Genomic DNA, 26,223 nt, shown 5'->3' with positions numbered 1-26,223 from the left:
GGGGAGTTTCTGCAATTGCTGTTTTATACTTGCTAGCCAGTTGCGACAGCCACTTACGAAGAAGTGTCCATACCAGCCTTTGGGTGGGGGAAGGGGCCCTCGATAAAGAGCGCCTTCTATTGTTGCGGTGCCCGCTTGGGCAGCCGTTAGGCAGCTTCAATAGACAGCGCGATGCCCGAAGGCGAGGCCACGCGGCCTTGAGCGCGCCATAGCCAGAGGTGAAAAGGTAGGCAAGTAAGACTTAGGAATAAAAGTAGCTAGATAGAAAGACAGAAATGTAAATTACGTGCTCTAAATGGCGAGGCCACGCTAAAAGAGGGCCCCTTCCTCCACCTTGAGCACACCAAAGCCAACTATGAAATGATAGGCAAATGAGACTGCGGAATAAAAGCAGCTAGATAGAAAGTCAAAAAACAGCTATATTCACTCAATCACATTACCCATTCCAAAACAAATTATGAAAATAGGCCTCCTCTCCGATACCCACTCCTACCTCGACGAGCAAATAATCCGACTGCTATCAGACCGTGACGAGATCTGGCATGCGGGTGACTTCGGAAGTATGGAAGTTTCGGACAGGCTGAGTGAGATCGCACCTTTAAGAGGCGTTTATGGTAATATTGATGATGCCAGTATCAGGCAGGTCCACCCAAAGGTAAACCGCTTTACTGTGAATGGCCTTGATGTGATGATGACGCATATTGGCGGCTACCCGGGCAAGTATCACCCCGATGTGCGCCAAAGTATAAAAGATAACCCACCACAATTATACATTACAGGCCACTCGCACATACTCAAGGTAATGACAGATAAAAGCCTTGGCAACCTGTTACATATCAATCCCGGGGCGGCAGGAAAACACGGCTTTCATAAGGTCCGGACAATGGTGCGGTTTGATGTGGAAGAAGGCCATGTAAAAAACCTTCAGGTAATAGAATTGGGCAAGCGCGCTTAGAACCAGGCAAGTATAAAATAAAAAAAGTGTGCCTGCTCTAGCAAACACACCTTGAAGTCTTTTGAAAACCCGCCAACCGAAGCTTTCACAGCGTTGGCAGGCAGATGGTTTTACTTTGCCGTAAAAAGACTACTCAGCTGAAGTTTCTTCAGTTGTTTCTTTTTTGTTCTTTGGAGCTTCACCGAACTGAGCTCTTAGCTCGTCCATGTCAACATTCTTGATAACTGGTGTTAACAATAGCTGCTTAATTCTGGCAACCTTGTTGTTTGCTCTTGCCTTATTTTTACGGTCTTTTCTTTTAAGTCTAGTAACTCCCATCGTTGCAAAATTTAAATTTGAAGGGCAAAAGTAAGTTATTATTTTTACAAAGTAAAGTATTTTTCTGAATCAAATTGATATGAACATAACAGACCTTCGCTCCGACACCGTTACAAAACCCTCCCCGGAAATGTTGCAAGCCATGTTTGCCGCCCCGGTTGGCGACGATGTGTACGGAGAAGATCCCACTGTAAATGCCCTGGAAGAAAAAGCCGCTGCTATGTTTGGCATGGAGGCTGGCCTCTTCTGCCCTTCCGGCACCATGACAAACCAGATCGCCATTAAGGTACATACCCAACCACTTACAGAGGTCATCTGCGACATTACAGCACATATCCATCAATACGAAGGTGGCGGCATAGCCTTTAACTCCGGTGCATCTACGGCGCTGGTGCACGGTACCCGCGGGAAAATGACACCGGAGCAGATCGAGGCAAATATTCGTCCTTTGAATAATGTGCACTTCCCGGAAACAAAACTGGTAGCCTTAGAAAACACCTGCAACAAAGGCGGCGGTACATTTTATACTTTAGAGGAAATCGCGGCCATTTCGGAGGTATGCAAGCGCCACAGCCTGGCACTGCACTTGGATGGAGCCCGTGTTTTCAATGCCCTTGTAGCCTCCGGCGATGCAGCCAAAGACTACGGTTTATACTTTGACAGTATATCGGTTTGCCTTTCAAAAGGCTTGGGTGCACCGGTTGGGTCTGTGTTGTTAGGCTCCAAAGAGTTCATTAACAGGGCCCGGCGTGTACGCAAAGTTTTCGGTGGTGGCATGCGGCAGGCAGGTTACCTGGCAGCGGCCTGTATCTATGCCCTGGATAACAATGTAGAACGGCTGCAGGAAGACCACCGCAAGGCGAAAGCCATTGAACAGACCCTGCTACAAACAGATTATGTTGAAAGCGTATTGCCTGTAGAAACCAACATCGTGATCTTTAAACTGAACGATAAGTATACGGATGCTGCCTTTGTAGAAGCCCTGGCGAAGCAGGGAATACGCGCAGCTGCCTTTGGCCCGCAAATGATCCGTTTTGTAACCCACCTGGATATCACGGAAGAAATGCAGGACCATACTTTGCAGGTTCTCAAATCATTGAGCAAGCAGCAGGTAGCGGTATAGATCCATCAGCTTAAAGTATACTTTATAAACTGTCCTTTTGGCCACAGCGAGAAATCTGAACCTGAGTTAAATACTGGATTTCTCGCTGTGAACAAAGCAACATGCAAAGCTACCCACATTCATAACTCTTAACTCAATAAAACTATGTCCTCCTTCCCTTCAGCCGAGATCATGGCTGTTTTTGCCCAAGACCCAATAATTACAGGAATCATACAGCAGGGCCAGCCGCTCAGATCATCAAAATCTGAAGATCTATACTTTGAGATGCTGAGTTCCATAGTGTCGCAGCAGTTGAGCACCAAAGCTGCCGCAACCATTTTCAGGAGATTCACAGAGCTGTTCCCGGAAACTTATCCGCACCCGCATTTGGTACTGGACACACCCGACGAAACATTGAGAGGTGCCGGACTCTCATTTCAGAAAATCGGGTATGTGCGCAATGTGGCGGTATTTGCAGCTGAGGGTAAACTGCAGCATGCTACAGTTGATGCCATGCCGGATGAAGAACTGATACAACACCTTACCCAGATAAAAGGCGTTGGCCGCTGGACAGTAGAGATGTTGCTGATGTTTGCCCTGGAAAGGCCGGATGTCCTGCCTCTGGATGACCTGGGAATTCAGAATGCCATGAAGCGCCATTACAACCTTTCGGAAAGCGGTAAAGCATTAAAACAACAGATGCAGCAGATCGCGGAAGTATGGCGCCCCTACCGCACCATCGCCAGCAAATATTTATGGCAGTCGTTGAACAACATGCCTAAGTAATTGACCTGTGATTAAAGGGATTTGAATGATTTAAGGATTTTAAATCCCTTTTATGCCGCAAGTTTAGCGAAGCGTAACTTGTGGCTAATGATGGCAGCAGTTTTCAACTGCTTTGCTTTGAAAAAGCAATAACCCAAAGGCTGCAGCTATACTTTATACTTTGGCTATGCGGAATCCACCCCTAGCCCCTCCGAGAAGGGGAATCTTTACAAATACTATTTTTTTTGTTCTCGAAGAAAGCAAGTTACAAACTGGCATCATGGTAAGCCACAAGTTACGCTTCGCTAAACGTGCGGCATAACTTTAACTCTAGTTAACTCAAAAATCACTTAAATCATTCAAATCCCTTTAATCACCTGTCAAAATCACCTTAATCACCGGTCCCTTTTGCAACTCTTTTTAGCATCTTCAGCACAAGTTCTTCTGTACTGGAAAGGTGCTTTGTTTTAGAGGTAGTAGCATCGTGCTTTTGCAAGTATTTTAACAGCTTATCTTCTTTAAACAGGTTTACAACCTCTGGGTGTATGTAATACTTCGTACAAACGCTTGGGGTGTTTCCTAAACCCTTTGCCACCTTCTTTACAGCCTCCCGTAAACTCTTTTCTTTGTTAAGATCGGGATTTTCGTGCTGTACCGCTTCCAGGCACTCCACCATGCGCACAGTGCCACCCCAGGTCCGGAAATCCTTAGCCGTAAATTCATGCTTTGTTGCCTCTCGTAAATACTCATTCACATCCCCCGACTCAAGGGTATGACGTTCGCCATGCTCATCGTAATACTGAAACAGATCATACCCCGGAATATCGCGGCACTTCTTCACCAACCTGGCCAGTCTGCGGTCTTTCAGGTCAATTTCATGCTCTACTCCTTTCTTGCCCTTGAACGAGAACTTTATGCTGCTGCCGTTAAACTTTACATGCTTGTCGCGTAGGGTGGTAAGGCCATAGGAGTTGTTTGACTTGGCATAATGCCTGTTCCCAATTCGAATAAGTGCGCTGTCCATGATAGAGAGCACCAGCGCCGTTACCTTTCGGCGGTCTAGTTGCCGGGAGGCAATGTCGTGCTTTATCTGTTCGCGCAGGTCTGGCAGGCACTTGCCAAAAGCGATCATGCGACCAAACTTGGTCAGGCTCCGGGCCTGCTGCCACTGCGGGTGGTAGATGTATTGCTTACGCCCCTTGGCATCTCGGCCGGTAGCCTGCAGGTGTCCTTTCGGCGATTTTGAGATCCAGACATCGGTCCATGCAGGCGGAATTACCAGTGCGTTTATGCGTGTCAGTACTTTCTCATCTGTTATCTTATTGCCATGCTCATCCAGAAAAGTATAGCCTTTACCGGCCTTTTTGCGGGTGTACCCTGGTTTACTGTCGGAGGTATAGCGCAGACCGGCCCCGGCGGCAGATTTTGTAGGGTCGGCATATAATTCGTGTATTGCGTTTTTTTTTGCCATTACAAGCGGCTAAGAGGTAAATTACTTCAAGCAAATCATACTTAACTTGCCCGTAAAAGTTTTGCATCCTGCTTTAGTATACTTGCACAGCAGGTGGTTTGATCATTTAAACTCACTTATATTTGCAGTATCACCCAAACCAAAAGCACCGACTGCCATGCATAAAAACATCTCCTACCTCTACGCTTTCTTTGGTTTCTTTATGCTTGCCTGTGGTGCCGTGGCCGTAGACCTGGCCGGCGAACAGGCCAGAACCGCCCTGATAACAGGCGCGGCCGGCGGACTGATCGGTTTAACAGCCGGGCACTTCCTGAACCGGGGCCACAAATGGGCGTTTATACTTGGCACCGCAGAAGCCGCTTTGCTGACCTTGTTGCTGGGCTGGCGCTCCGCCACCTATTTTATACGTTTGCTAGGCCTTATTAAAGATGCCCAGGAAACCACCACAACCGAAACAGCAGGCATGGCATTTCTATTAACAACAGCCATGCTGGTAATAGCGCTGCTTACCTTAACGGTTTCGGTAATGTTCGGGAAACAGGTGTTAAGAGAAACAAAATAGCTGTTCGTCTATATTATTTTGGTGAGTGATCGCCTTGTGTTATATTGTTGATTGAAATAACTCTACTTTATAACAACACTAACATGATCAAACACCTTGGTATGAGCATTGTGCTTACGGCCAGCATTGTAGGTGCTGCCGAAGCTCAAACAAAGCTTGTGGAGAGGGTTACCAAAAAAGGCGATGAGCTGGTAATTCCTTACTCAAAGTATAAACTGGCCAATGGCCTTACCCTGATCGTGCACGAAGACCACTCCGACCCGGTGGTGCACGTTGACGTAACTTACCACGTGGGCTCAGCCCGTGAAGAGGTAGGAAAGTCTGGCTTCGCTCACTTCTTCGAGCACATGATGTTCCAGGGCTCTGATAACGTGGCCGATGAGGAGCACTTCAAGATCGTTTCGGAATCGGGAGGTACACTGAACGGAACCACAAACCGCGACAGAACAAACTACTTTGAGACACTTCCAAGCAACCAGCTGGCTACAGCCCTTTGGCTGGAAGCAGACCGCATGGGCTTCCTGCTTGATGCCGTAACGCAGAAGAAATTTGAGGTACAGCGCGAAACCGTAAAGAACGAGCGTGGACAGAACTACGACAACCGTCCTTATGGTCTGGTGTATGAAATGACCTCTAAGAACCTGTACCCGTATGGCCACCCTTATTCCTGGACTACCATCGGATACATCGAGGACCTGAACCGTGTTAACGTAAACGACCTGAAGAACTTCTTCCTGCGCTGGTATGGCCCTAACAACGCTACTGTAACCGTTGGCGGAGATGTGAAGCCTGAGGAAGTTGTAAAGCTGGTTGAGAAGTACTTTGGCTCTATCCCTGCCGGCCCTGCCGTACAGGACATGAAACCAATGGTGCCGACACTGGATAAAGACCGTTACGTTTCTTACGAGGACAACGTGCGCTTCCCGCTGCTACGCATGACCTTCCCTACCCCGGAGGCTGGACACAAAGACGAGGCGGCACTGGATATTTTGGCTGAAGTACTTGGCCAGGGCAGAAACTCTATCTTCTACAAGAATTTTGTGAAAGACCAGAAGGCCCTTTCAGCTTCTGCTTCCAACTCAACTTCTGAACTTGCAGGTGAGTTCGGCATCTCTGTTACTTCTTACCCTACAACCAAACTGGCAGACATGGAAGCCCTGCTTCGCAAGTCTATCGCCGAGTTTGAGCAGCGTGGCGTAACCGATGACGACCTGATCCGCTTTAAGGCGCAGGCAGAGAGCAGCCTGATCAACAGAATGGCAAGCGTAAGCGGCAAAGTATCGCAGCTGGCTGCCTACGAGACATTCCGCAACAACCCGAACTACATCCAGGAGGAGATCAAGCGTATCAACTCGGTTACAAAAGAGGATGTAATGCGCGTGTACAACCAGTACATTAAAGGCAAGCATGCCGTTATACTTAGCGTGGTGCCAAAAGGCAAAGCCGACATGGTAGCCAAAGCTGACAACTACACTGTTTCTACAAATGGTTATGTGGCTGCTGCCGACGAGTACAGCGGCCTGAAGTATACCAAAGCAGTTGACACGTTTGACCGCAGCAAGCGTCCTGAGATCGGCGCCAACCCGGTTGTAGCTGTGCCTAACTATTATACTTCAAAGTTCAAGAACGGCCTGAAAGTTATCGGTACAAAGTCTGATGAAATACCAACGGTAACCTTACAGCTTACGATTGCAGGTGGTCACCGCCTTTCTGCCAAAGACATGAGCAAAGCAGGTGTTAGCTCCCTGACTGCTGCCATGCTAAACGAGGACACAGAAAACTATACTTCAGAGGACTTCACCAACGAGCTTAACAAACTGGGTAGCTCTGTGCGCGTGTTCTCCGGGTCTGAGGAAACTGTGATCTCTGTGCAGACGCTGAAGAAAAACTTGGACAAGACGCTGGCCCTGATGGAAGAGCGTATGTTCAAACCTAAGTTTAACCAGGACGACTTTGACCGTTTGAAGAAGCAGCAGCTGGAAGGTATTGCCAACCAGGCAACGCAGCCAACCGTGATCGCGAGCAACGTGTACAGCAAACTGCTTTATGGTGCTGACCACATCGCGGCCATGCCTTCTTCTGGTACGGCGGCAACTGTTGCAAACATCACGCTTGATGATGTGAAGAAGTTCTACCAGGACAACTACTCTCCTTCTGTGGCTAACCTTGTTGTGGTTGGCGATATCACAGAGAAAGAGATCATGCCGAAGCTTGCCTTCCTGAAAAACTGGAAGAAGAAAGACGTGAAACTGGTAGCTGATACAAAAGCACCGGCTATCGAGAAAACACGCATCTACTTCGTTGACAAGCCAGACGCAGCACAGTCTGAGATCAGAATTGGTTATGTGGGCATGCCTTACGATGCTACCGGCGAGTTCTATAAACTTGGTTTGATGAACTATGCATTGGGTGGTGCGTTTAACAGCCGCATTAACCTGAACCTGCGCGAAGACAAAGGTTATACTTATGGTGCCCGTTCAGGATTTAGCGGAAGCAAGTATGCCGGTACGTTTACCGCATCTGCCGGCGTTCGTGCCGATGCCACTGCCGAGTCTGTAACTGAGTTCATGAAAGAGCTGATCAACTTTAACCAAAGCGGAATTACCGAAGATGAGCTGAAGTTCATGAAGAGCTCCATTGGTCAGTCGGATGCGCGTAAGTATGAGACGCCAGGCCAGAAAGCCGGTTTCCTGGGTCGTATTATTGAGTATGACCTGAGCAAAGACTTCGTTAAGAAGCAAACCGATATTCTGAACAGCATTACCCAGAAAGACATTGATGCGCTGGCAGCCAAGTACCTGCCGGTTAACAACATGCACATTGTAGTTGTGGGTGATAAGAAAACAGTGCTAGCCAAACTGCAGGCGCTGAAGTATGAAGTTGTCGAATTGGACGCGAATGGCAACCCGATCGGGAGCTCATCCGTAAAATAAGATACATACTACACTTTAGAAGAGTCCCCGGAAATTTCCGGGGACTTTTTTATTGCACTTATTTTTAAGCCCACACTTTGCAGCCACACTGTAACAAACTGCTTTGTTTCTGACGTATGTTGCTTGCAGCTAAATTTTAGCACTATTTTTGAACCAACAGTCGGGGTAGCGTAATTTATGAGCGCATACTTCGTTGCATTAAAAATCAGAAACATACTTTATGAATAAACTCGCATACTTCCCACTCTGCATTTTTGCATTTTGCAGTTTGCTGTTCTTCAGCAGCTGCGAAGAAAACGACGGCGTTATTTTCTCTATCCAGGACGACATACGGCTTGGTGAGCAGGTATCGCGGCAGGTAGACTCCACGTACCGGGCACAGGGCAAATTGTTGGAACGCAACAGTACCAATACCAAAACACAACAAGCCTACCAAAGCCTGGACCGCATTGTGAACCGCGTGCTCAACTCGGGTCAGGTAAAGTATAGAACGGAATTCCCGTGGACGGTGAAGATCATCAGAGACGACAACCAGCTTAATGCTTTTGCCACGCCGGGGGGCCATATTTATGTTTTCTCAGGACTGGTTAAGTTCCTGGAGGACGAGGACCATTTTGCCGGGGTGCTGGCACACGAGATCGCACACGCCGACAAACGCCACAGTGTAAAGCAGCTGCAACGCGATTATGGCATCGCCATACTGTTATCGGTAGCGTTGGGCAACGACCCGGGCACCTTGCGTACCATTGCCGCACAATTGGCAGGCTCCCTGGCGGGTCTGCGCTTTAGCCGGGATGCTGAGACTGAGGCCGACAATACTTCTGTGGATTACCTGGCTGGTACCAACCACTATGCCTGCGACGGAACGGCTGGTTTTTTTATTAAAATGCAGCAGACCGCAAACCAGAGCAACCCACCTGAATTTTTGAGCACACACCCCGACCCGGGAAACAGAATTCAGAACATACAGCAACTTGCACAGCAAAAAGGCTGTAAAACAACCTCAGCGGCAGACACCGATTTTCAGCAGCTGAAAAATGCCCTGAACTAAGACTCTGAAAATGCCTGCCATACCAGCAGGCATTTTTATTTAGACAACACCTGACACTATGAAAAAGATAAAAGAAAAACTGGCCGGAACCATACTTAAAGCAGAAGAGAAAATAGACCATCTCACCTTTAAACTAAAAGACAAACTATGGCAGAACCGGCCGCTGCACATCATGACCTACCGCAGCTATGGCACCCCGGAGCGCCTGTATGTAAAGGGCCGTGTGCTGGTAGACAAAGGCATCAAGCACTCTGAAGAAAACCAGACCACCTGGGAAAACCTGCTGAACATGTACCGCCGTTTTGAAAGCGATGAGATACCTAATGCACGTGTGCAGCTTACCCTGCAAGGCAAAAAGCATGAGATCACCACCGACGCCGAAGGGTATTTTGTGCTGAACATTGAGCCGCAAAGGCCACTTGAACTGGAGGACATCTGGCACCCTATTGACATCGAATTGATAGAGGCACCTGTAAAAAGCTTTGAACCTGGCATAAAAGAAACGGCATATGTCCTGGTTCCGCCTCCTGATGCTGAGTATGGCATTATTTCCGATATTGATGATACGATCGTGCGCACCGGAGCTACCAGCATGTTGGAAACCGGTAGAAATGTGCTGCTCAACAATGCCCACACCCGCATTCCGTTTCATGGGGTGTCGCAGTTTTACAAGTCGCTGCAACTTGGCCGGAACGGCAAGCGCAACAACCCCTTCTTTTACGTGAGCAGCAGCCCCTGGAACAATTACGATCTGCTTTATCATTTTCTGGAATTGAACGACATCCCACAGGGCCCTCTCCTGCTCCGCGACTTCGGTATAGATGAAACCAAGCTGGGCCACTCCGATCATATGAGCCATAAGTATAAAGAGATCGAGAACATCCTGATCACTTACCCTAAGCTCAACTTTATACTTATCGGCGACAGCGGACAGCAGGATGCCGCAATATACCGCGAAGTAGTACGAAAGCACCCGGGGCGCATTATGGCTATTTACATCCGTGATGTGGAAATAGAAAAGCATACCCAAAAAGTAGAGAAGATCTTTGATGAACTAAAGGATGAAGGCGAAGTAGAAATGTTGCTGGTAAAAGACACAGCAGCAGCAGCCGAACATGCCGCAAACTGTGGGTATATTTTTGTAGAGGAAGTAAAAGAAGTAGAGAAAGAGGCCCTAGTGGATGAGGCCGGGGATAAGTAAAAACTTCCCCCATGGTTACGTACAACTTGGGTATACCTTCGCTTTCCAGAAGTATTCGTATACTTTAATAGATCGCTGTTTTCATTTGCAGCAAAAGCCAAAGGCTATACCTTATAGTCTGTGCCATGGTTTCCAGAGGATTAACATCGAAGCGCACTATAATAATAGTAACCGGAGCTATTGTTATAGGGCTTATACTTTACTATCATTTTGAAATCAATATCCCTTTAAAAAAGCATTATACCATCGGGGTGATACTTAATAACCTGGAGCTCTCCAAAGATGACCTGAAAATCATACAGGTCGTGATTGCAAAAAAAGTAGAGCAGATCAATCAGCAAGGGGGTATACATGGTCGGGAACTGCGGGTAACTTACCTGGATGATAAAGGAGACACCGCTGTTGCAAAAAAGATAGTTCAAAAGACCATCAAAGACAAAAACCTGATCGGTTACGTTGGCTGCTGGAGCTCTACCCGATCTAAAGCCATATCAGAAGTTGTGGGGCCTGCCAGGGTTCCATTTATTGGTGGCTATGCCCTTACCCCGCTTTTCGACCAGTTCCCGACAATGTATACTTCGGAGCTAAGTATAAAAGATGTGGAAGAAAGGTTTGACCTGCTTATCAAGTCCAGATTTAAAAGGCCCGCATTTATAGGTAAAACAGGTGACCTATACAGTATCGCCTTGCTGAACAGGCTTTATAAACTCAAAAGGGAAATACCCGGATACAGTATTGTACAGGAGCAATGGTTCAGCCCCGGCCAGCTGGACAATACAGCCACCCTTGATTCGATTGCATCACAGCTTAAGAAGCGTAACCCAGACCTTATAGTACTCTCTTTTGAAAATGAGATAACCGCTAGGGTGTTAACCCGAATAAGAAGGGCCGGCATAGACAAACCGGTGTTTACTGCTCTGGGTGATCTGGGCTTCGTTATATCGCACACCGACCATAAAATTGCCGGCGAATTATACGATCTGAATGTGGTAGGTATACCAGGCACGTTTAACCTTAGGCTGCAGGAGCAAATCCCCACCTACCTGGACCACATCAGGCCGACAGCGGGCTTGGAACTGCAATTAAATTTTGGGGCCAGGCTGGCAGATAGTATAGGTCTTATAGCCGAGGCAGCAAAGTCTGGCAAAGATGATTCGGAAAACATCAGGGAGAAAATTAACGCCGGCTTAAAAAAATATATGAGCGGTGCCACCATTTACAGGGGGTGGACCAACGACTGGTATTTTACCGAGAACAAGGCTCAGGCCGGAGATGTGTTGCTTGCCTGGAAACCTGCCAATTTAAAGAACCCCATTCTTGCCCCGGAGCAATACGTAAGGTCTAATGATACCCTGAGAACGGTTCCGGTTTTGTACACCAACATAGACATGGACGAGATTAACCGTGTAAACGATGTAGAGGGGTCGTTCTATGCTACTTTCTACCTCGAGATCACCTCGGCCAACCCGGTGTCCATTCAGCAGATCGATTTTACAAATGCGGCCCGCAGCGAGACCAACCACGAGCATTTGCTTAACACCAAGCTGATAAAAACGCAGTACCTGGAAGGAGAGCCAAAGCTATATGATTACATGTATAAAGTTTCCGGTAAATTCTTATTTGAACCGGACCTAAACAAATACCCCTTCGACAAGCAAAAATTTGCGATCCATTTTCAGCCGGCAAGCGCAACCAACCCCTTCCTGATTCAGCCATCACTCACGGCATTATCTGATTCCTCGTTTGATTTAAAAGGCTGGAAGTATGACAAACAATACGTTGGCTACGACCACGACATCATCATGACGATCAAAACATTTACAGAGCAGCAGCAGAACATACCGTTTTATAAATTCAGCTATACGTATGTGCTCTCCCGGACAAAGGCTGATTTTTTCCTGAAGGTTTTTACCCCGCTGCTGGTAATTCTGATCGTTACCTATTTTTCTGTGTTCATTCCGTTGCGCAGGTTCGAGACATTGGAAGCGATACAGGTTACATCGTTGCTGGCATCCATAGCACTGTACTTCTCTGCATATAAACCTGAAATGGAATATGCCACTATTTCTGACAGGCTCTTTATTTTCACTTATATCATGATCACTTCTTTGATCGGCACTTCAATTCTCCGGTTTATAGAGCAGAAAGACAAGTCGATCAAAAATAAATTAGCCAGGCTATACCAGTTCTACGTGTACCCTGCTATTGTCATTATCATTACCGCTGTCATGGTAACCTATAACTGATAAACCTCCGCTTAAATGAGAAAAACGTCAATGATGACTTAACTTAAGTTGCGAGAATCATATTCTAAAAATGGATTTACCCACCCCTGCAACCCTCCGAGGAGGTAGGGCCGTTTCATTCTAATAAAAAAGTAAAAAAACTTCTGTCATTCTGTTAAGTTTTAATCCCGAACTTGATTCGGGGAAACTTGTGAGAGAAAGAGGGCCCCTACCCCTGGAGGTTAAGCTTGTCCTCCCAGCCACCAAGATCCTTCCAGGATGACAAAAAAATAGAATGAAACGACCCTGGTCCTCGGAGGGGTGGGTTAATCGCAACTTGAGTTATATACTATACTTTCCTCCGGAAGCTGGCTGAGGCCTCTCCAACCACCAAACTCTGATGTGATGCAGTACACATATAAATCATAAGCCCTCACGCAAATTAGCCTGAATATTAGTCGCTTTGTATTACATTTGAGCAACAGAACAAAAGCTTATGAACCCTGAAGTCGATCTATACTTAAGCAAAGCCCCACAGTGGCAGCCAGAAATGGAAAGGCTAAGGACAATTGCGCTGAAGTGCGGGCTTACCGAAACGTTGAAATGGGGCGTACCTTGTTATACTTACCAAAATAGTAACATTTTATTGATAAGTGGTTTTAAAGCGTATTGTGCGCTTAGCTTTTTTAAAGGCGCTTTGCTAAAAGACAAACATCATTTGCTAGCTAAACCCGGTGAAAATACACAGTCGGCACGCCTTATCCGGTTTACTCAATTGCAGGAAATTAGCGAGAAGGAAGCTATACTCAAAGACTATATCACGGAAGCAATTGAGGTTGAAAAGGCTGGCATAAAAGTGAGCTTCAGCGATAATACAGCGCTTAATTTCCCTGAAGAGCTGCAAAAGAAATTTGATGAGAACACCGACTTTAAAAAAGCTTTTGAGGCACTGACCCCGGGGAGGCAACGAGCATACAACCTATACTTTTCACAGCCTAAACAAGCCAAAACGCGGGAGTCGCGCATCGAAAAGTACATGCAACAGATTCTTGACGGGAAAGGGATACATGATTGCACGTGCGGCCTGTCACAAAAGATGCCCACTTGCGACGGCTCGCATAAGTACAAGCATATAGAATGCAACAAAAGTATACTTTAGCTTTTTTTCCTACACAAATAATCTCGAAACCCGATTATCTTAACTCGAGTGGTCTGCTACTATCTTCCAACCTTCCACGAAGCGTTTTAAGATCACGGAGAAATGTCCTTCCAGGTCGCCTTTGCTGGCCTCGCGCTGCAAGTGCCACTTACCCACCACCAGCATTGTTTCCGGTGCCAGTTCGCGCATTTCCTTCAGGTCGAAGGTTAGTTTGCCCATGGCCGCGGCATCAGGATAGCCTCGCTTGTAATTGTCCAGGGTTTGCTGCCAGCCATACGTTAACCCGCGTGAGCCAACAAACAAAAGCGAATCGGACATCCAGTAGCCTTGCATATAGCATTCCAGGTCGCCTCGGCTCCAGCATGCCGCCTGCTCGTTTAGCACTGCCTGCACTTCGGCTTTGGCATTGGCGTTTTGCTTTGGTGCCTTGGCTGTTGGCGCACAGGCGGAGGCCAGCAACAATATAAGGCCGGCAAGTATGGCAATGTTATTTTTCATCTTCAGCAGGGAGTATAGCTTTGATATACGTAGTTCCGCCTAAACGGCCCATTGCGCGGGCAATTCTGGAACGGCGGCGCAAAGTATAACCCGACGGATTTTTAGCGGAGAACTTGATCGGGTTTGGCAAAACAGCCGCAAGCAAGGCTGCCTGCTGGCGTCCTACATCACTGGCCGGCTTTTTGAAATATTTTTGAGAGGCAGCCTCTACCCCAAACACCCCATCACCCATCTCCGCAATATTCAGGTATACTTCCATAATACGCTGTTTGCCCCAAAGCATTTCAATCAGCAATGTAAAGTATGCCTCAACCGCCTTGCGCAGGTAGCTGCGGCCATGCCACAGAAAAACGTTTTTAGCCACCTGCTGGCTAATGGTGCTGCCACCGCGTATGTTGCCGCCTTTCTGGTTACGCTTAAAGGCATCCATTATGGCACTCACATCAAAGCCGTTGTGCTCCAGGAAAAGCTGGTCCTCTGAGGCCACAACCGCAAGCGGCAACTGCGGCGACATCTCCTCCAGGGGCACAAACCTATAGGCTATGGCGGGGTTCTCCCTGTTCTCGGCTCCTGCCTCTGCCCTGCGCTTTATCATGTGCAGTGTAGCCGGCGGTGCCACCCATCTGTACATCAATACCCATACTACACTTAACAGGAATAGGCTAAGCACCAGCTTAATAAATAGCAGCTTTATCTGCCTAAAACCTAAACGTTTCTTACTCATGCTATACTTTGGCTTTGGAGCCTGCAAAGGTAAATACTTTGACACATTTAACAAGGTAAGCCCAATGGTATGGCTTTAATTCTAACACAGTATTGCCTCTCACCGTAATCAAATCACAGTCTATCGAAGAATCAATAAGTGGCTAAAGCTTCATCCTGACATATGGCAAAATACCTTCCGCTGTTTCCGCTGAGCGTTGTGGTGTACCCCGGCGAAAAACTTAACCTGCACATTTTTGAACCGCGCTACAAACAACTGGTGCTCGACTGCATCGAAAACGAGAAAACCTTTGGCATACCTACCTATATTCTAAACAGTGTGGGAGTGTACGGTACGGAAATGGAAATATTACAGGTTGAAAAGACTCATGCCAATGGTGAGATGGACATTAGAACCAAGGGCGTCCGGGTTTTTAAGATAAATCATTTTGATAAAATGGCTCCCGGCAGGCTTTATGCCGGCGGCGAGGTGGAAGAGGTCGAGAATAATTTTCAGGAGGATATCATGACCAAGCTGAAAATTAAAGAGCTGCTGCAAAGGCTATATAATAGCCTGGGACTGGAGAAGCTGTTCACGGACCTGCTGGAGGATTTTAAAAGCTACGACATTGCGCACCACCTGGGGCTTAGCACCGAGCAGGAATACGCCCTGCTGCAGCTACAGAACGAAACCGAACGCCAGGAGGCCATCCTGCAGCACCTGCAACAGGTTGTGCCAATTGTTGAAGCAACTGAACAGCTAAAGGAACGGGTGAAGCAGAACGGGCATTTTAAAAACCTGACGCCTCCGAACTTTTGATGGGTTAGCTGTTATTATACTATATGCTCACATACTTCCTGATCATACTACCAACCCTGTTCCTGGTCTATATCCTGTTCAGTTACGTGCAGGAGCTAAAGTATAAACGAAAGCCATACTACAGGCTGTCGGATATAGGCTGGCAACACACCAGCCCTGCGCCAGAAGCAAAGCTGCTGCACTCGGTTACTATGCTCGGCGATGTTGGGGCCATTACCACCGACGGCTCCGACCCTGTACTGCAAATGCTGGAACACTGGCAGCAACAACACCCCACCAACAGCACTGTGTTATTTCTGGGGGATAACCTCTACCCTATCGGCCTTCCGCCAGAAGGCCACCGGCACAGAAAATTAGCCGAAGAAAGGCTGAACGCATTGCTATCTCATTTCAAGGATTTTGGAGGCCAGGGCATTTTTGTAAGCGGCAACCACGACTGGCTGAAAGGCCGCAACGGAGGTTATGGCCAAATGCTGCTGCAACAAAACTATGTACTGGAACACAGTGGGCCTAATGTGCGGTACTTACCCGAAAATGGGTGCCTTGGACCCGTGGCCCTGCAGTTGGCAGATGGTTTCTTGTTGGTTGTGCTAAATACGCAGTGGTGGGTGCAACGTGGCGAAAAACCGTTGGGCAAAAAGTATGGCTGCCACCACGAGAGCCTGGATGATTTCTATACTGCCCTTAACCGGCTGCTCCGCGAAAACCAGCACCAGCGCATACTTATCGCCGCGCACCACCCCCTCTACAGCAATGCCCTGCATGGCGGCAAGTTTACCATGAAGCAGCATATTTTTCCGTTAACGGCCGCGCACAAACGCTTTTACATACCATTGCCCATCTTTGGCTCGCTTTACCCGTTTTACCGCCAGCTGTTTGGCGCCTACGAAGACATGGCTCACCGGAAGTATAAAAAAATGCGCAAGCGCTTGCTCCGGATCTTCCACAAGTATAATAACCTGATTTACGTAGCCGGTCACGACCACAACCTGCAGCACTTTGAGGTACAGCAAAACCACTACATCGTGAGCGGCTCCGGCAGCAAGACAGCCTTTGTTAAAAAAGGTGGCAGAGCCACATTCACCCTGGAGCAGCACGGCTTTTTCACCCTGGATTATTATGACAACGGGGAGGTATGGATAGAAACCCACGTCACCTCAACAGAATCACCTGCCGGCCAGGTCGTGTTCCGCAAGAAGCTGGAAAGTATACCTAGTTTCGTTGTTCGATGATGGTTGTTCTTCGTTGATCGTTGATCGTTGATGGTTATTCAATTATCGATTGTAGAGACGCAATATTTTGCGTCTTGTTGGCTACAATGAAAAAACGCTCACAGGTCTGGAAGACACTGTGAGGTTTAGCAGCTTGTGTAAGAAAACCCACTCGAAATACTGTGACGTGATCGATAATTCTTTTTTATACTTTAACCGTTTTTGCTGAAGTAAACTTAATTGCTTTGTAGCTTACAAGACGCAAGGTATTGCGTCTCTACATTCATATGTCAGATAACTAAAATTTGCTGAATCGTAGCTGACAAGACGCAAAATATTGCGTCTCTACAAAACTAACAACGAATAACCAGCAACGAATAACGATCAACGAATAGCAACCTACTCTTCCGGAACTGGAAGTATGACCTTCAGGCTTTTGGGTTTGATCTCTGCTTTTATGATGTCATCCAACTCTACAGGTTCTCCATCGATGTGGGTTACTTCGTGGTCCAGGTTGTAGATGGTTGCTTTGCGGCAGCTGAAGGTTCTGGTATAAACAGATGTGTCGATGCTGTCTGTGTAGAGTTTGTAAAGTATGCCCAAGCCAGCGGCTTTCGGGAAAGGCTCAATCAGGCAGATCTCAAAACGGCCGTCGTTCAGGATGCCTTCCGGGTTGATGTTGGCATTGCTTCCGAAGGCGTTGGCATTGGCTATGGTCACCATAAAAGCTTCTCCCTCAAAAGTTTCCTGGTCTGTTTCGATGCGGTAGAACTTTGGCGTATAGCTCAGGTATTCCTGCAGGGCTATCCAGGCATAAGAGCCAGGGCCACGGGTATCTCCGTCACAAAAGCGTTTTACAACCAAAGCGTTAAAGCCCAGGTCACTCAGATGGATGGAGGGAATCCCATTCAGGGTAACCGTATCGATGTTGCGCACCACATGGCTATGTATCAGCTCAAGCGCGTCTTCTGTGTCCTGCGGAATGTTTAGGTCTTTGGAGAGGCCGTTGCCGGAGCCCAGGGGTATAATGCCCAACGGAATGCCGGTACTTATAAGCAGGCTTCCGACAATGTTCACTGTTCCGTCGCCGCCTACTGCAAACACAGCGTCATACTTATACTTTTCGAGCAGTCTTTTAACCTCGCCTTTGTCATCCTGGCCGGTGGTTCGGTATATCCTGCAGTTTATGTTGTGCTCACGGCATTTTTCCTGTATCTCTTCTTCGAGTTCTTCCTTTTCTACGTCTCCTGAAATAGGGTTAATTACAAACAGGAGATTATTATGCTTATTAGGGGCTTCCATAGTTTTGTGTCATAATATAGATTCAGCGTATGATACGCAGAACTTTCTGAAAGTGGCTAAAAAAGAAAACTAACCCCATCTGATGAAGTTAGTTTTCTTTACCGGGTTCACCGGTTGTGTCAGGTTATCGTTATTTCTTAGATCCGGTAGATCCAGATTTGCTGGAACCTGAAGCGCCAGAAGACTTGGAAGTTGATCCCATAGAGCTGCTGCTCTTAGCCTGAGGTTGCTTCGAAGTGCTGGCTTTAGATGAAGATGAAGAAGATGATGATTTGTTCACATCCTTCTTGTTTTGATTAGTTGCCATAATTCAAATTGTTTTCATAGAAAAATAAATCAGCAGTAGTTTTCACATTACCAAGGTAATGTACCGGAGGAGCAACATGGCGCGAGACCATATTATACTTCTTCTTATACAGTAGCTTTTATTTAAGGTTGTGTTCAAACACATTTTATTCTGTAAGCCCCGCCGGCAGGCCGTTCGGGTATTCCTCCTCAATGGCCTTCTGGATCTTTGCAATGCGGTTACCCGGGTTAGGGTGCGTTTGCATAAACTCAGGACCGCGTGCGGCTCCGCCACTGGCCTGCTCCAGAATCTCCATCACACGCACCATAGCCCGCGGGTCGTAACCAGCCCTGCCCGTTAGCCTTACCGCCAGTTTATCCGATTCCAGTTCGTCATCCCGTCCATAGCTCATGTTCAGCAGTTTACCTATCATGGCGGCGGCCACAGCACCTGAGCGGCTTGCCGGGTTTTCAGGGTCGTAAGTGGCGATGGCTGCTGCACCTGTTAGCCCCTGTGTGAGACGGGCCTTGGCCAGTTGCTGTGCTGAGTGCCTTGCCACAACATGCCCTATCTCATGCGCCAGTACCCCCGCCAGCTGCGCCTCCGACTCCAGCTGCCTAAGCAAGCCGGCAGTTATAAAGATCTGTCCGCCAGGTAAGGCAAAGGCATTTACCGTCTGCTCATCGGCCAGCAGGTGAAAATCGAAATCATAAGGTGTTTCGCTTACCTGCGTACGCTGTATAAGGCGCTGTCCAATGGATTTTACCTGTGACGCGGCTTCCCTGTCGGGGTGCAGGCCGCCGTATTGCTCGGCCATCTGGGGGGCAGCCTGCAGGCCCAGCGCGATCTCCTGCTCCACGCTCATGTCTACGTGCTGCTCCTCTCCCGTAAACTCATTCTCCTGTGTGTTACACCAATAGGTTACCAACGACACAGCCGCAATCAGCAATGCTATAATAAATTTAACTACTCCTCTCATGGTTTTATTTTGTACTAGTTGCTCAAATCACTTAATCGTGCCTGCTACCAGGCAGATACTTGCTGTACGTGAAATTGGTAGCTTATAGCGAGCGGAACAGACTAAAAAATTGCACTGCCATGAATGCCTGTATTTTTGATATGATTCCAGAATACCTGTTTCAGGCCACTTACGAAAGTATAATCGAAACCGGGGAGTTAAAAATGTACACTTATTTTTCTCAAATGCGTAGTACAACTGGATGCTATCCTGTAAGTAGCAAGTATAAATTTAAATTTTACAGTTATGGATATGAAAAGAGCATTCGGTGGTATCCTGTTGATTCTGGGCATCATCGGAATTATATGGGGAGCCTACGCCTTTCTGATGGGAGGTGATGGTGTTGCAGTGGGACAATATACTGCTGCGGTACCGTTTATAGTAGGCCTGATCTTCTTTTTTGGCGGCATGAGCCTGGTAAAAGCCACTCGTGACCGGGCCAGATAACCCAATAATAACGCAAATAAAAGAGCCCCCTGAATTCAAACTCAGGGGGCTCTCTTGTTTACGACGTCTTTATACTTAGGCCTTTATCAGGTCGGAAAAGCCTGTTTCTGCAAAAGCATTAACCGCATTTACCTGATCCAGGTAGCTGGAAGTATAACTTTTATCATTGCCGTGAATGTACATCACGGTTTTATCCTTTATAGTTTCAATCACGTCTTTTGAGATCTCACGGGGCAATGCCGGGCAACCAAGGCTGCGGCCCAAACGGCCATGCTGCTTAATAAAAGCCTCTGTGGCATAATCAGCGCCATGCACTACGATGGCACGCGCCATGGCATTTGAGTTAAAATCCTTGTCCATACCGGAAAGACGTAATGACAAGCCATGCTTACCATAATAGGTAGCGTCTGTCAGGTAAAAGCCAAGGCTGCTCATGTATGAGTTTGGCTGGTTCGAGAACTTATCGGCAGTTACGTTTCCGGTATTTCTGCCATGCGATACCAGCGTATTATAAAGCACCTTCTTAGTCTTTAAATCAACTACCCACATGCGCTTTTTTTGGCTGGGCATGGTAAAGTCTACCACAGTAAGTATAGATTTCGAAGATGCGATGAGGTTCTTATTTTTAAAGTTCTGAAATCCGATAAAGGCGTTACGAAACACGTCAAACGACATTCCGCTGTTATTCAGGCCTGCCTGCTGGTACACTTCCTGCACATGCGAGTCAAATGCAATTTCCTTTTCAGAGTAGGTAAGGTCGGTCGAATTTCTTTCTGCTACCGTGTTAAGGTCAGACAGTAGATCAGGTGATCTTTCGAGTGCTGTAGATGAGGGGCTGGTAAATGATAATAATCCAAGTGTTAAGGAGGTCAGAACTATTCTTAGCATAAGTATGAATTTAAGCTTTTAGTTTACGCATTCATAAGACCAACAGGCATAACAGGGGAAATTGTTCCGAGAATAGTGTTTTCACGCTATTTAATCTGCAAAAATCAGGTGCAAGCCCATGCTTAGTCGCAAAATCTTCAATGGATATTATGTTTGCAAAGGGGCTCTTAAGCAAGAAAGCACTACCTTTGCACCTGAGGCTAATTTGTTACTCAATATCCCTTGTTATGCTAAAACGCTTTATACCTGCCTGTTTATTGTTATGCCTGTCTTTTTCTGGTTGCGGGGTACCCGACTCCTTGAAAGGATTTGACAGTGAGACCTGGAAAAATGACCGTTACGCCTGCAAAGGAGACCGTGAACGCATGACTGGCGAGTTTGACAAGATCAGGAGAGAGCTATACGGCAAGAAGGAGTACATAGTACGCAACCTGTTAGGCAAACCTGACAGCGAAAGCCTTTTGGAGCGCAACCAGCGTATTTATTACTACTACCTGGAGCATGGCACGCAATGTAACGAAAGACGTGGTATGTCGGAAGCAAACCGTGTGGAGATCCGCATAAATCCTACCGGCAAAGTATCGGAAGTAACTTACAAAGAGCCGTTACAGTAATCCAGCCGGGTGTTGCGATGCTGAGGTTTGGGTTAGTCCTCTGCGTTTTCGCTGACGAAGCGGGTATGCTGCCGCCCCTCCAGTTCTACCAGCAGCCTTGCCTGGCGTGGATCCAGCAACGTGTGCAGGGTCTTGTCGGCCTCCAGGTTAATGCCATAGACTATCTTTGACAGCATTATAGCATCGGACTGGTACTCTGCTTCTGCGGCAGAAATTAATTGGAAACGCTTCCTGTTAAGTTCCAGCACTTGTGCGTACTGCGCTTCAGTCAGGTCAAGTTCTTTCTGCAGGTCCAGGGCAATCAAGCTTGGGCCTTCCACATTAATTTCAAATACCTTGTTATCAAGTTTCGCCTCGCTATTTAGCTTGAGTAGTTGTGCATTGGCGGTAAAAGACAGGCTAATGGCTAAGGCTAAAAGTATAAATCGTATCATGTTTCTTTTAATTAAGGCTTCCCTGCGGTTCAATCCGGTTTTCTGATACTTAGAACGGCAATCTCAAGACTAGGTTTGGTATTTTTGAAACTATTTTTATACTTTTCTAATAGAACCTAAATATTGCAATCTCACTATATATTATCCTTTTACAATATTTATTTTAACCCCTCTAATAACTTAACCCAAAAACCAATTATAAAGTAACCCTACCACCCGGGAGGGGTATAAATTAAAAGTACCCATAAATAGTATTTTTAATAGCATAACCGCAGATTAACTATGTTTTAAAGCGGTGCAGAAAAGTAAAGGCTCATGAGAACGACATTCTATAATCCAAGTAAACTGGAAGTTGATTTCGCAAAAGCATTTAAGGACCTTACCCCACAACTGGAAAATAAATTAAAGGCGGGAGAGCGCGTTGTCAGCACAAAATCAATACACGATATAGACAATCCTATGATAATATATAAACTCAAAGACAAAGAAGGGGATGTACATGAGGTGGTCGTCCAGATCATCCAGCGTCCTGACCAGATCGTAAGTTAAAAGAAAATGCCCTGCACAGAAGTATGCAGGGCATTTTTTTAACCTTAATGTAATATCAACCTGGCTTTTCAGGGGCTGTTAGGCACCTTGTGGTCTTTTTGCTTAAAGTACTGCATGGCTATAAAGGCGATCATGATACCTGAGATCACGCCTTCCAGCATCAGCACCGAGAATACCACCACGCCAGGCGTAGACTGAACCCGCTCACCGAAGTACTTGTCAGCAGCAAGCGTGGCTATGAGTGAGTCCCCTCCTACTTTTATGTACAACAGCATGAGCACGGCAAACAGAGTGGTAGCCACCACAGCCGTAATAGCACCAACGCCCAGGCCGCTGAAGTACCCTATGTGTCCCTGTTCCCGTATCTTGTAGGCCCTGATCGCCATCGTAACCCCGATAGCCATTATAATTCCGTTAAAAAAACGCAATTCTATAATATTGGCAAAGCCAAGTAGCCTCATCAAAATAAAATACCCAACAAGCCCGGCAGCTGTAAGCAAACCATACTTCAGGCCTATCTTTTCCATAGCAATTAATTAAGGGTTTCGTGCAGCAACTTAAATTTGTTCAGGTAACGTATGATCCGGACGCTTATACCATTGCATGGCTATAAAGCCAACAATAACGCCTGGCACGGTGCCATACACAATAGTGGTCAGGAATAATGAAAGTAGCGTAAGGCTTTCCGGGAATAAGTAACTCGCCTGCAAAGACGATAGGTACCCCTGCCCCAGCGTGCTCAAAAAGATCATCAGGAAAATGGCAAGTATAATGGACGACACCGCCCCTACCGTTGCTCCTATGGCCAGCCCCTGGAAGTAGTGTATCGTACCTTTCTTGATTCTCTTGAACTTGGATATAGCCACCACAATGCCTATCACCAGAAATATGCCGCTAATAAAGGATAATTCAACTATTTCCTGCAGGCCGAGGGCCCACATAAGCAGGAAGTATGCAATATGAACTATGCCAACAATAACCCCATATTTAATTGATACGCTTTGATAGCTTACGTTTGAAGGTGCCATGCAATTCAGATTTTCACAGTTTTCAAATTAACATTTTAAAAATGAACAGATTAGCCATAGTTTTGGTTAAGAGAGCAGCTTAAAAAGCCAGCCCAACCCTGTTCCAGGCTAATTTATATTATTAAAACTATATACTAGTTTAAGTCGGGTGGCGTTGTGCTTTGCTGTATAATTTTTAGCCCCAAGCTTCGAAATGGTTGATTTAAAATGGATTAATTATACGTGTTTCAGACGTGATCAGCCAAAGTGTTTACACTAGTTAGCACGCAAAGCCCATTTTTATTTCGTAGTTTTGCGGCCAGATTCTTTAATTTCGCATACTTATCCCATACTTTAGAATTATATGATCAGTACCAGCAATGTTAGCTTGTCTTACGGTAAGCGCACATTATTTGAAGATGTTACGATAAAATTTGTTCCCGGCAACTGCTATGGCCTGATTGGCGCAAACGGTGCGGGCAAATCTACTTTCCTTAAAATATTATCAGGCGAGATAGAGCCAAACACAGGCACTGTGGATATTCCTGCCAACGCGCGTATGGCCGTTTTAAAGCAGAACCACTTTGCCTACGACGAGTACCCTGCCCTGCAAACCGTGATCATGGGCCACAAGCGCCTGTGGGATATTATGCAGGAAAAAGACGCTATTTACGCCAAGGCCGACTTTACAGATGCTGACGGTGAGCGTGCAGCTGAACTGGAAGGCGAGTTCGCTGACCTGGAAGGCTGGAACGCAGAATACGAGGCAGCAGAACTACTTAGCGGCCTGGGTATTACAGAGAACCTGCACTACTCGCTGATGAAAGACCTGAGCGGTAGCGAGAAAGTTCGTGTGCTGTTGGCACAGGCTCTGTTTGGTAACCCGGAAATCCTGCTGCTGGACGAACCTACCAACCACCTGGATGCGGAGTCTATTATGTGGCTGGAGAACTTCCTTGACAACTTCAGCAACACGGTGATCGTTGTTTCGCACGACCGTCACTTCCTGGATGCTGTTTGTACGCATGTTGCCGACATCGACTTTGGTAAGATACAGATGTTCGCCGGTAACTACAGCTTCTGGTACGAGTCGAGCCAACTGGCTTTGAAACAGCGCTCCGATGCCAATAAGAAGGTAGAAGACAAGCGTAAGGAACTGGAAGAGTTCATCCGTCGCTTCAGCGCAAATGCCTCTAAGTCGAAGCAGGCAACCTCTCGTGCCAAGTTACTGGAAAAACTAACCGTGGAAGACTTAAAACCTTCTTCGCGCAAGTACCCATACATTGCCTTTAAACCAGAGCGTGAGGCCGGCAACCAGATCCTGAACGTTGAGAACCTGAGCAAGTCAATCGATGGCCAGCCAATATTCAACGACATCAGCTTTATGGTTGACAAAGGCGATAAGATCGCGGTGATCGGACGTAATGACATTGCAGCTTCTACGTTCTTCAAGATCCTTTTCGAGGAAGACCAGGCTGATAGCGGAGAGTATAGGTGGGGCACAACCATCACGGCTTCTTTCTTCCCGAAAGATAATGCGGAGTATTTCGAAACTGACCTGAACCTGGTAGACTGGTTGCGCCAGTACTCTGTGGAGAAAGACGAAAGCTTTATCCGTGGCTTCCTGGGCCGTATGCTTTTCTCTGGCGAAGAATCCCTGAAGAAGGCAAACGTATTGTCTGGTGGAGAAAAAGTACGTTGTATGTTCTCACGCATGATGCTACAGTCTGGTAACGTGCTTGTTTTTGATGAGCCGACCAACCACCTGGACCTGGAGTCGATCACCGCTTTGAACAACTCGCTGCGTGATTTTGACGGAACTATACTTTTCGCATCCCATGACCTTCAGTTCGTGGACACGATCGCTAACCGCATCATAGAGTTAACGCCAGGCGGTATCATTGACAAGCGAATGACGTACGAGGAGTATCTGGCAGACGACAACATTAAAGAGCTTCGTAAAAAGATGTATGCCGCTGCCCTGGTTTAATTAAGGCAAAAGCTAATACATTAACTCATGAACCACATAATCAAAGTAGCAGGTATGCTTGTTTTGCTAACCATCGTGTTAGCGGGCATACCTGCCTTTGCGCAAACACCCGACACTGTCTACAAAAAACCGGAATTGCCTACCGGCCCTCCTCCTGTTCAAAACCAGGACGCAAGGCCTAGGCAACCTGTACAGGAACAGCCCGTTGTGGTTAAGCCACAACTACAGGCACAGGAAGACAAGCCGGAATTTGTTGACCGTTTATACTACGGGGGCAGCTTTGGTTTACAGTTTGGCACTTTTACCAACATATCGCTGCTGCCTATACTTGGGTATAAGGTCACAGATAAATTTAGCGTTGGCCCAGGCTTTGTCTATCACTTCATAAGGGCAGGCGGCCAGTCTTTCCAGAACTTTGGAGGCAGGTTTTTTGCCCAGCACGAGGTGTTGCCCGGCCTGCTAAACAGTGGCACTTTGCTGGTGCATGCAGAGTATGAAGGCTTGAGTTACGAAAACTACTGGAACACTAGCAACGGGTTGCCGGAAAAAACAAGGCGCATGGTGTATACGCCACTGGCCGGAATAGGCTACCGGCAGAGCGCCGGAAGGGTATCGTTCGACATGTTGCTGCTTTACAACTTCAACGACGAGGACTCCCCTTACTCCAATCCCGTGATCCGGGCCGGTTTTAACATTCCCTTCAGAAGGTAAAGTA

The 26,223-nt window shown here is 47.0% G+C and carries 27 protein-coding genes; 16 read left to right on the top strand and 11 right to left on the bottom strand.

Going from position 1 to position 26,223, the window contains the following annotated elements; translation table 11 throughout:
- Positions 1-457 precede the first annotated feature (457 nt).
- Positions 458-955, top strand: a complete 498-nt coding sequence (locus tag AC4BAP_RS08380) for a metallophosphoesterase family protein (RefSeq protein ID WP_490582178.1) — start codon at positions 458-460, stop codon at positions 953-955.
- Positions 956-1,084: 129 nt separating this feature from the next.
- Here the strand turns inward: AC4BAP_RS08380 and AC4BAP_RS08375 are convergent, their stop codons facing one another.
- Positions 1,085-1,273: a hypothetical protein gene (locus AC4BAP_RS08375; protein WP_187065478.1), complete on the bottom strand. Its 189-nt coding sequence runs from the start codon at positions 1,271-1,273 to the stop codon at positions 1,085-1,087.
- Between the two features lie 79 nt (positions 1,274-1,352).
- Between AC4BAP_RS08375 and AC4BAP_RS08370 the strand changes: the two genes are divergently transcribed.
- Both AC4BAP_RS08370 and AC4BAP_RS08365 read left to right on the top strand, forming a co-directional pair.
- A complete protein-coding gene (locus AC4BAP_RS08370; RefSeq protein WP_490582177.1) occupies positions 1,353-2,396 on the top strand; it encodes a threonine aldolase family protein in 1,044 nt (347 codons plus the stop codon).
- A 144-nt stretch (positions 2,397-2,540) separates the two neighbouring features.
- Complete coding sequence (locus AC4BAP_RS08365; RefSeq protein WP_490582176.1) at positions 2,541-3,161, top strand: DNA-3-methyladenine glycosylase family protein; 621 nt, start codon at positions 2,541-2,543, stop codon at positions 3,159-3,161.
- A gap of 370 nt (positions 3,162-3,531) precedes the next feature.
- Here the strand turns inward: AC4BAP_RS08365 and AC4BAP_RS08360 are convergent, their stop codons facing one another.
- Positions 3,532-4,611, bottom strand: coding sequence for a DNA topoisomerase IB (locus AC4BAP_RS08360; RefSeq protein ID WP_490582175.1), 1,080 nt, complete (start codon positions 4,609-4,611; stop codon positions 3,532-3,534).
- Between the two features lie 157 nt (positions 4,612-4,768).
- Here AC4BAP_RS08360 and AC4BAP_RS08355 point away from each other — a divergent pair, with 157 nt between their 5' ends.
- The 6 genes from AC4BAP_RS08355 to AC4BAP_RS08330 all read left to right on the top strand — a co-directional run bounded on the left by AC4BAP_RS08355 (position 4,769) and on the right by AC4BAP_RS08330 (position 13,742).
- Positions 4,769-5,173: a hypothetical protein gene (locus AC4BAP_RS08355; protein WP_490582174.1), complete on the top strand. Its 405-nt coding sequence runs from the start codon at positions 4,769-4,771 to the stop codon at positions 5,171-5,173.
- A gap of 83 nt (positions 5,174-5,256) precedes the next feature.
- Complete coding sequence (locus tag AC4BAP_RS08350; RefSeq protein ID WP_490582173.1) at positions 5,257-8,106, top strand: M16 family metallopeptidase; 2,850 nt, start codon at positions 5,257-5,259, stop codon at positions 8,104-8,106.
- A 220-nt stretch (positions 8,107-8,326) separates the two neighbouring features.
- Complete coding sequence (locus AC4BAP_RS08345; RefSeq protein WP_490582172.1) at positions 8,327-9,157, top strand: M48 family metallopeptidase; 831 nt, start codon at positions 8,327-8,329, stop codon at positions 9,155-9,157.
- 58 nt (positions 9,158-9,215) lie between these two features.
- Positions 9,216-10,358 carry an App1 family protein phosphatidate phosphatase gene (locus AC4BAP_RS08340; protein WP_490582171.1) on the top strand — a complete coding sequence of 381 codons (1,143 nt, stop codon included), beginning with the start codon at positions 9,216-9,218 and terminating at the stop codon, positions 10,356-10,358.
- A gap of 125 nt (positions 10,359-10,483) precedes the next feature.
- Positions 10,484-12,604, top strand: a complete 2,121-nt coding sequence (locus AC4BAP_RS08335; protein ID WP_490582170.1) for an ABC transporter substrate-binding protein — start codon at positions 10,484-10,486, stop codon at positions 12,602-12,604.
- 475 nt (positions 12,605-13,079) lie between these two features.
- Complete coding sequence (locus AC4BAP_RS08330; RefSeq protein ID WP_490582169.1) at positions 13,080-13,742, top strand: YdeI/OmpD-associated family protein; 663 nt, start codon at positions 13,080-13,082, stop codon at positions 13,740-13,742.
- Positions 13,743-13,781: 39 nt separating this feature from the next.
- Here AC4BAP_RS08330 and AC4BAP_RS08325 read toward each other — a convergent pair whose 3' ends face one another.
- Entirely contained in the window at positions 13,782-14,240 is a 459-nt protein-coding gene (locus AC4BAP_RS08325; protein ID WP_490582168.1) for a YybH family protein, read from the bottom strand.
- A complete protein-coding gene (gene mtgA, locus AC4BAP_RS08320) occupies positions 14,230-15,009 on the bottom strand; it encodes a monofunctional biosynthetic peptidoglycan transglycosylase (RefSeq protein WP_490582167.1) in 780 nt (259 codons plus the stop codon). Before mtgA ends, AC4BAP_RS08325 begins: the two co-directional genes overlap by 11 nt.
- A 117-nt stretch (positions 15,010-15,126) precedes the next feature.
- Between mtgA and AC4BAP_RS08315 the strand changes: the two genes are divergently transcribed.
- Together AC4BAP_RS08315 and AC4BAP_RS08310 are read left to right on the top strand one after the other, a co-directional pair.
- Entirely contained in the window at positions 15,127-15,762 is a 636-nt protein-coding gene (locus tag AC4BAP_RS08315) for an LON peptidase substrate-binding domain-containing protein (protein ID WP_490582166.1), read from the top strand.
- A gap of 23 nt (positions 15,763-15,785) precedes the next feature.
- A complete protein-coding gene (locus AC4BAP_RS08310; protein WP_490582165.1) occupies positions 15,786-16,994 on the top strand; it encodes a metallophosphoesterase in 1,209 nt (402 codons plus the stop codon).
- 378 nt (positions 16,995-17,372) lie between these two features.
- Here the strand turns inward: AC4BAP_RS08310 and AC4BAP_RS08305 are convergent, their stop codons facing one another.
- The 3 genes from AC4BAP_RS08305 to AC4BAP_RS08295 all read right to left on the bottom strand — a co-directional run bounded on the left by AC4BAP_RS08305 (position 17,373) and on the right by AC4BAP_RS08295 (position 19,540).
- Entirely contained in the window at positions 17,373-18,275 is a 903-nt protein-coding gene (locus AC4BAP_RS08305; protein WP_490582164.1) for a diacylglycerol/lipid kinase family protein, read from the bottom strand.
- Positions 18,276-18,405: 130 nt separating this feature from the next.
- Positions 18,406-18,582, bottom strand: a complete 177-nt coding sequence (locus tag AC4BAP_RS08300; protein WP_490582163.1) for a hypothetical protein — start codon at positions 18,580-18,582, stop codon at positions 18,406-18,408.
- A gap of 145 nt (positions 18,583-18,727) precedes the next feature.
- On the bottom strand, positions 18,728-19,540 hold the full coding sequence (locus tag AC4BAP_RS08295; RefSeq protein WP_490582162.1) for a M48 family metalloprotease: 813 nt from the start codon (positions 19,538-19,540) through the stop codon (positions 18,728-18,730).
- Between the two features lie 291 nt (positions 19,541-19,831).
- Between AC4BAP_RS08295 and AC4BAP_RS08290 the strand changes: the two genes are divergently transcribed.
- A complete protein-coding gene (locus tag AC4BAP_RS08290; protein ID WP_490582161.1) occupies positions 19,832-20,026 on the top strand; it encodes a hypothetical protein in 195 nt (64 codons plus the stop codon).
- Between the two features lie 75 nt (positions 20,027-20,101).
- On the opposite strand, the gene AC4BAP_RS08285 is transcribed toward AC4BAP_RS08290, so the two are convergent.
- Positions 20,102-20,914 carry a murein L,D-transpeptidase catalytic domain family protein gene (locus tag AC4BAP_RS08285; RefSeq protein WP_490582160.1) on the bottom strand — a complete coding sequence of 271 codons (813 nt, stop codon included), beginning with the start codon at positions 20,912-20,914 and terminating at the stop codon, positions 20,102-20,104.
- A gap of 299 nt (positions 20,915-21,213) precedes the next feature.
- Between AC4BAP_RS08285 and AC4BAP_RS08280 the strand changes: the two genes are divergently transcribed.
- Positions 21,214-21,528: a hypothetical protein gene (locus AC4BAP_RS08280; protein WP_490582159.1), complete on the top strand. Its 315-nt coding sequence runs from the start codon at positions 21,214-21,216 to the stop codon at positions 21,526-21,528.
- Positions 21,529-21,560: 32 nt separating this feature from the next.
- Here AC4BAP_RS08280 and AC4BAP_RS08275 read toward each other — a convergent pair whose 3' ends face one another.
- Positions 21,561-21,962 carry a hypothetical protein gene (locus AC4BAP_RS08275; protein ID WP_490582158.1) on the bottom strand — a complete coding sequence of 134 codons (402 nt, stop codon included), beginning with the start codon at positions 21,960-21,962 and terminating at the stop codon, positions 21,561-21,563.
- Positions 21,963-22,277: 315 nt separating this feature from the next.
- On the opposite strand from AC4BAP_RS08275, the gene AC4BAP_RS08270 reads away from it, so the two are divergent.
- Entirely contained in the window at positions 22,278-22,511 is a 234-nt protein-coding gene (locus AC4BAP_RS08270; protein WP_490582157.1) for a hypothetical protein, read from the top strand.
- A gap of 68 nt (positions 22,512-22,579) precedes the next feature.
- Here AC4BAP_RS08270 and AC4BAP_RS08265 read toward each other — a convergent pair whose 3' ends face one another.
- The gene (locus AC4BAP_RS08265) at positions 22,580-23,038 is read right to left on the bottom strand and encodes a DUF4199 domain-containing protein (protein WP_490582156.1); all 459 of its coding nucleotides are present in this window, start codon (positions 23,036-23,038) and stop codon (positions 22,580-22,582) included.
- Positions 23,039-23,068: 30 nt separating this feature from the next.
- Complete coding sequence (locus tag AC4BAP_RS08260) at positions 23,069-23,539, bottom strand: DUF4199 domain-containing protein (RefSeq protein WP_490582155.1); 471 nt, start codon at positions 23,537-23,539, stop codon at positions 23,069-23,071.
- 343 nt (positions 23,540-23,882) lie between these two features.
- Here AC4BAP_RS08260 and AC4BAP_RS08255 point away from each other — a divergent pair, with 343 nt between their 5' ends.
- Together AC4BAP_RS08255 and AC4BAP_RS08250 are read left to right on the top strand one after the other, a co-directional pair.
- Positions 23,883-25,508 (top strand): ABC-F family ATP-binding cassette domain-containing protein, encoded by a 1,626-nt coding sequence (locus AC4BAP_RS08255; protein ID WP_490582154.1) that lies wholly within the window; start codon positions 23,883-23,885, stop codon positions 25,506-25,508.
- Between the two features lie 27 nt (positions 25,509-25,535).
- A complete protein-coding gene (locus AC4BAP_RS08250) occupies positions 25,536-26,219 on the top strand; it encodes a hypothetical protein (protein WP_490582153.1) in 684 nt (227 codons plus the stop codon).
- The last annotated feature ends 4 nt before the right edge of the window (positions 26,220-26,223 follow it).

The sequence above is a fragment of the Pontibacter sp. GD7 genome (assembly GCF_058216375.1).
Note: the sequence above shows the minus strand (reverse complement) of the source record. Positions and strands in the feature narration are given on the sequence as shown.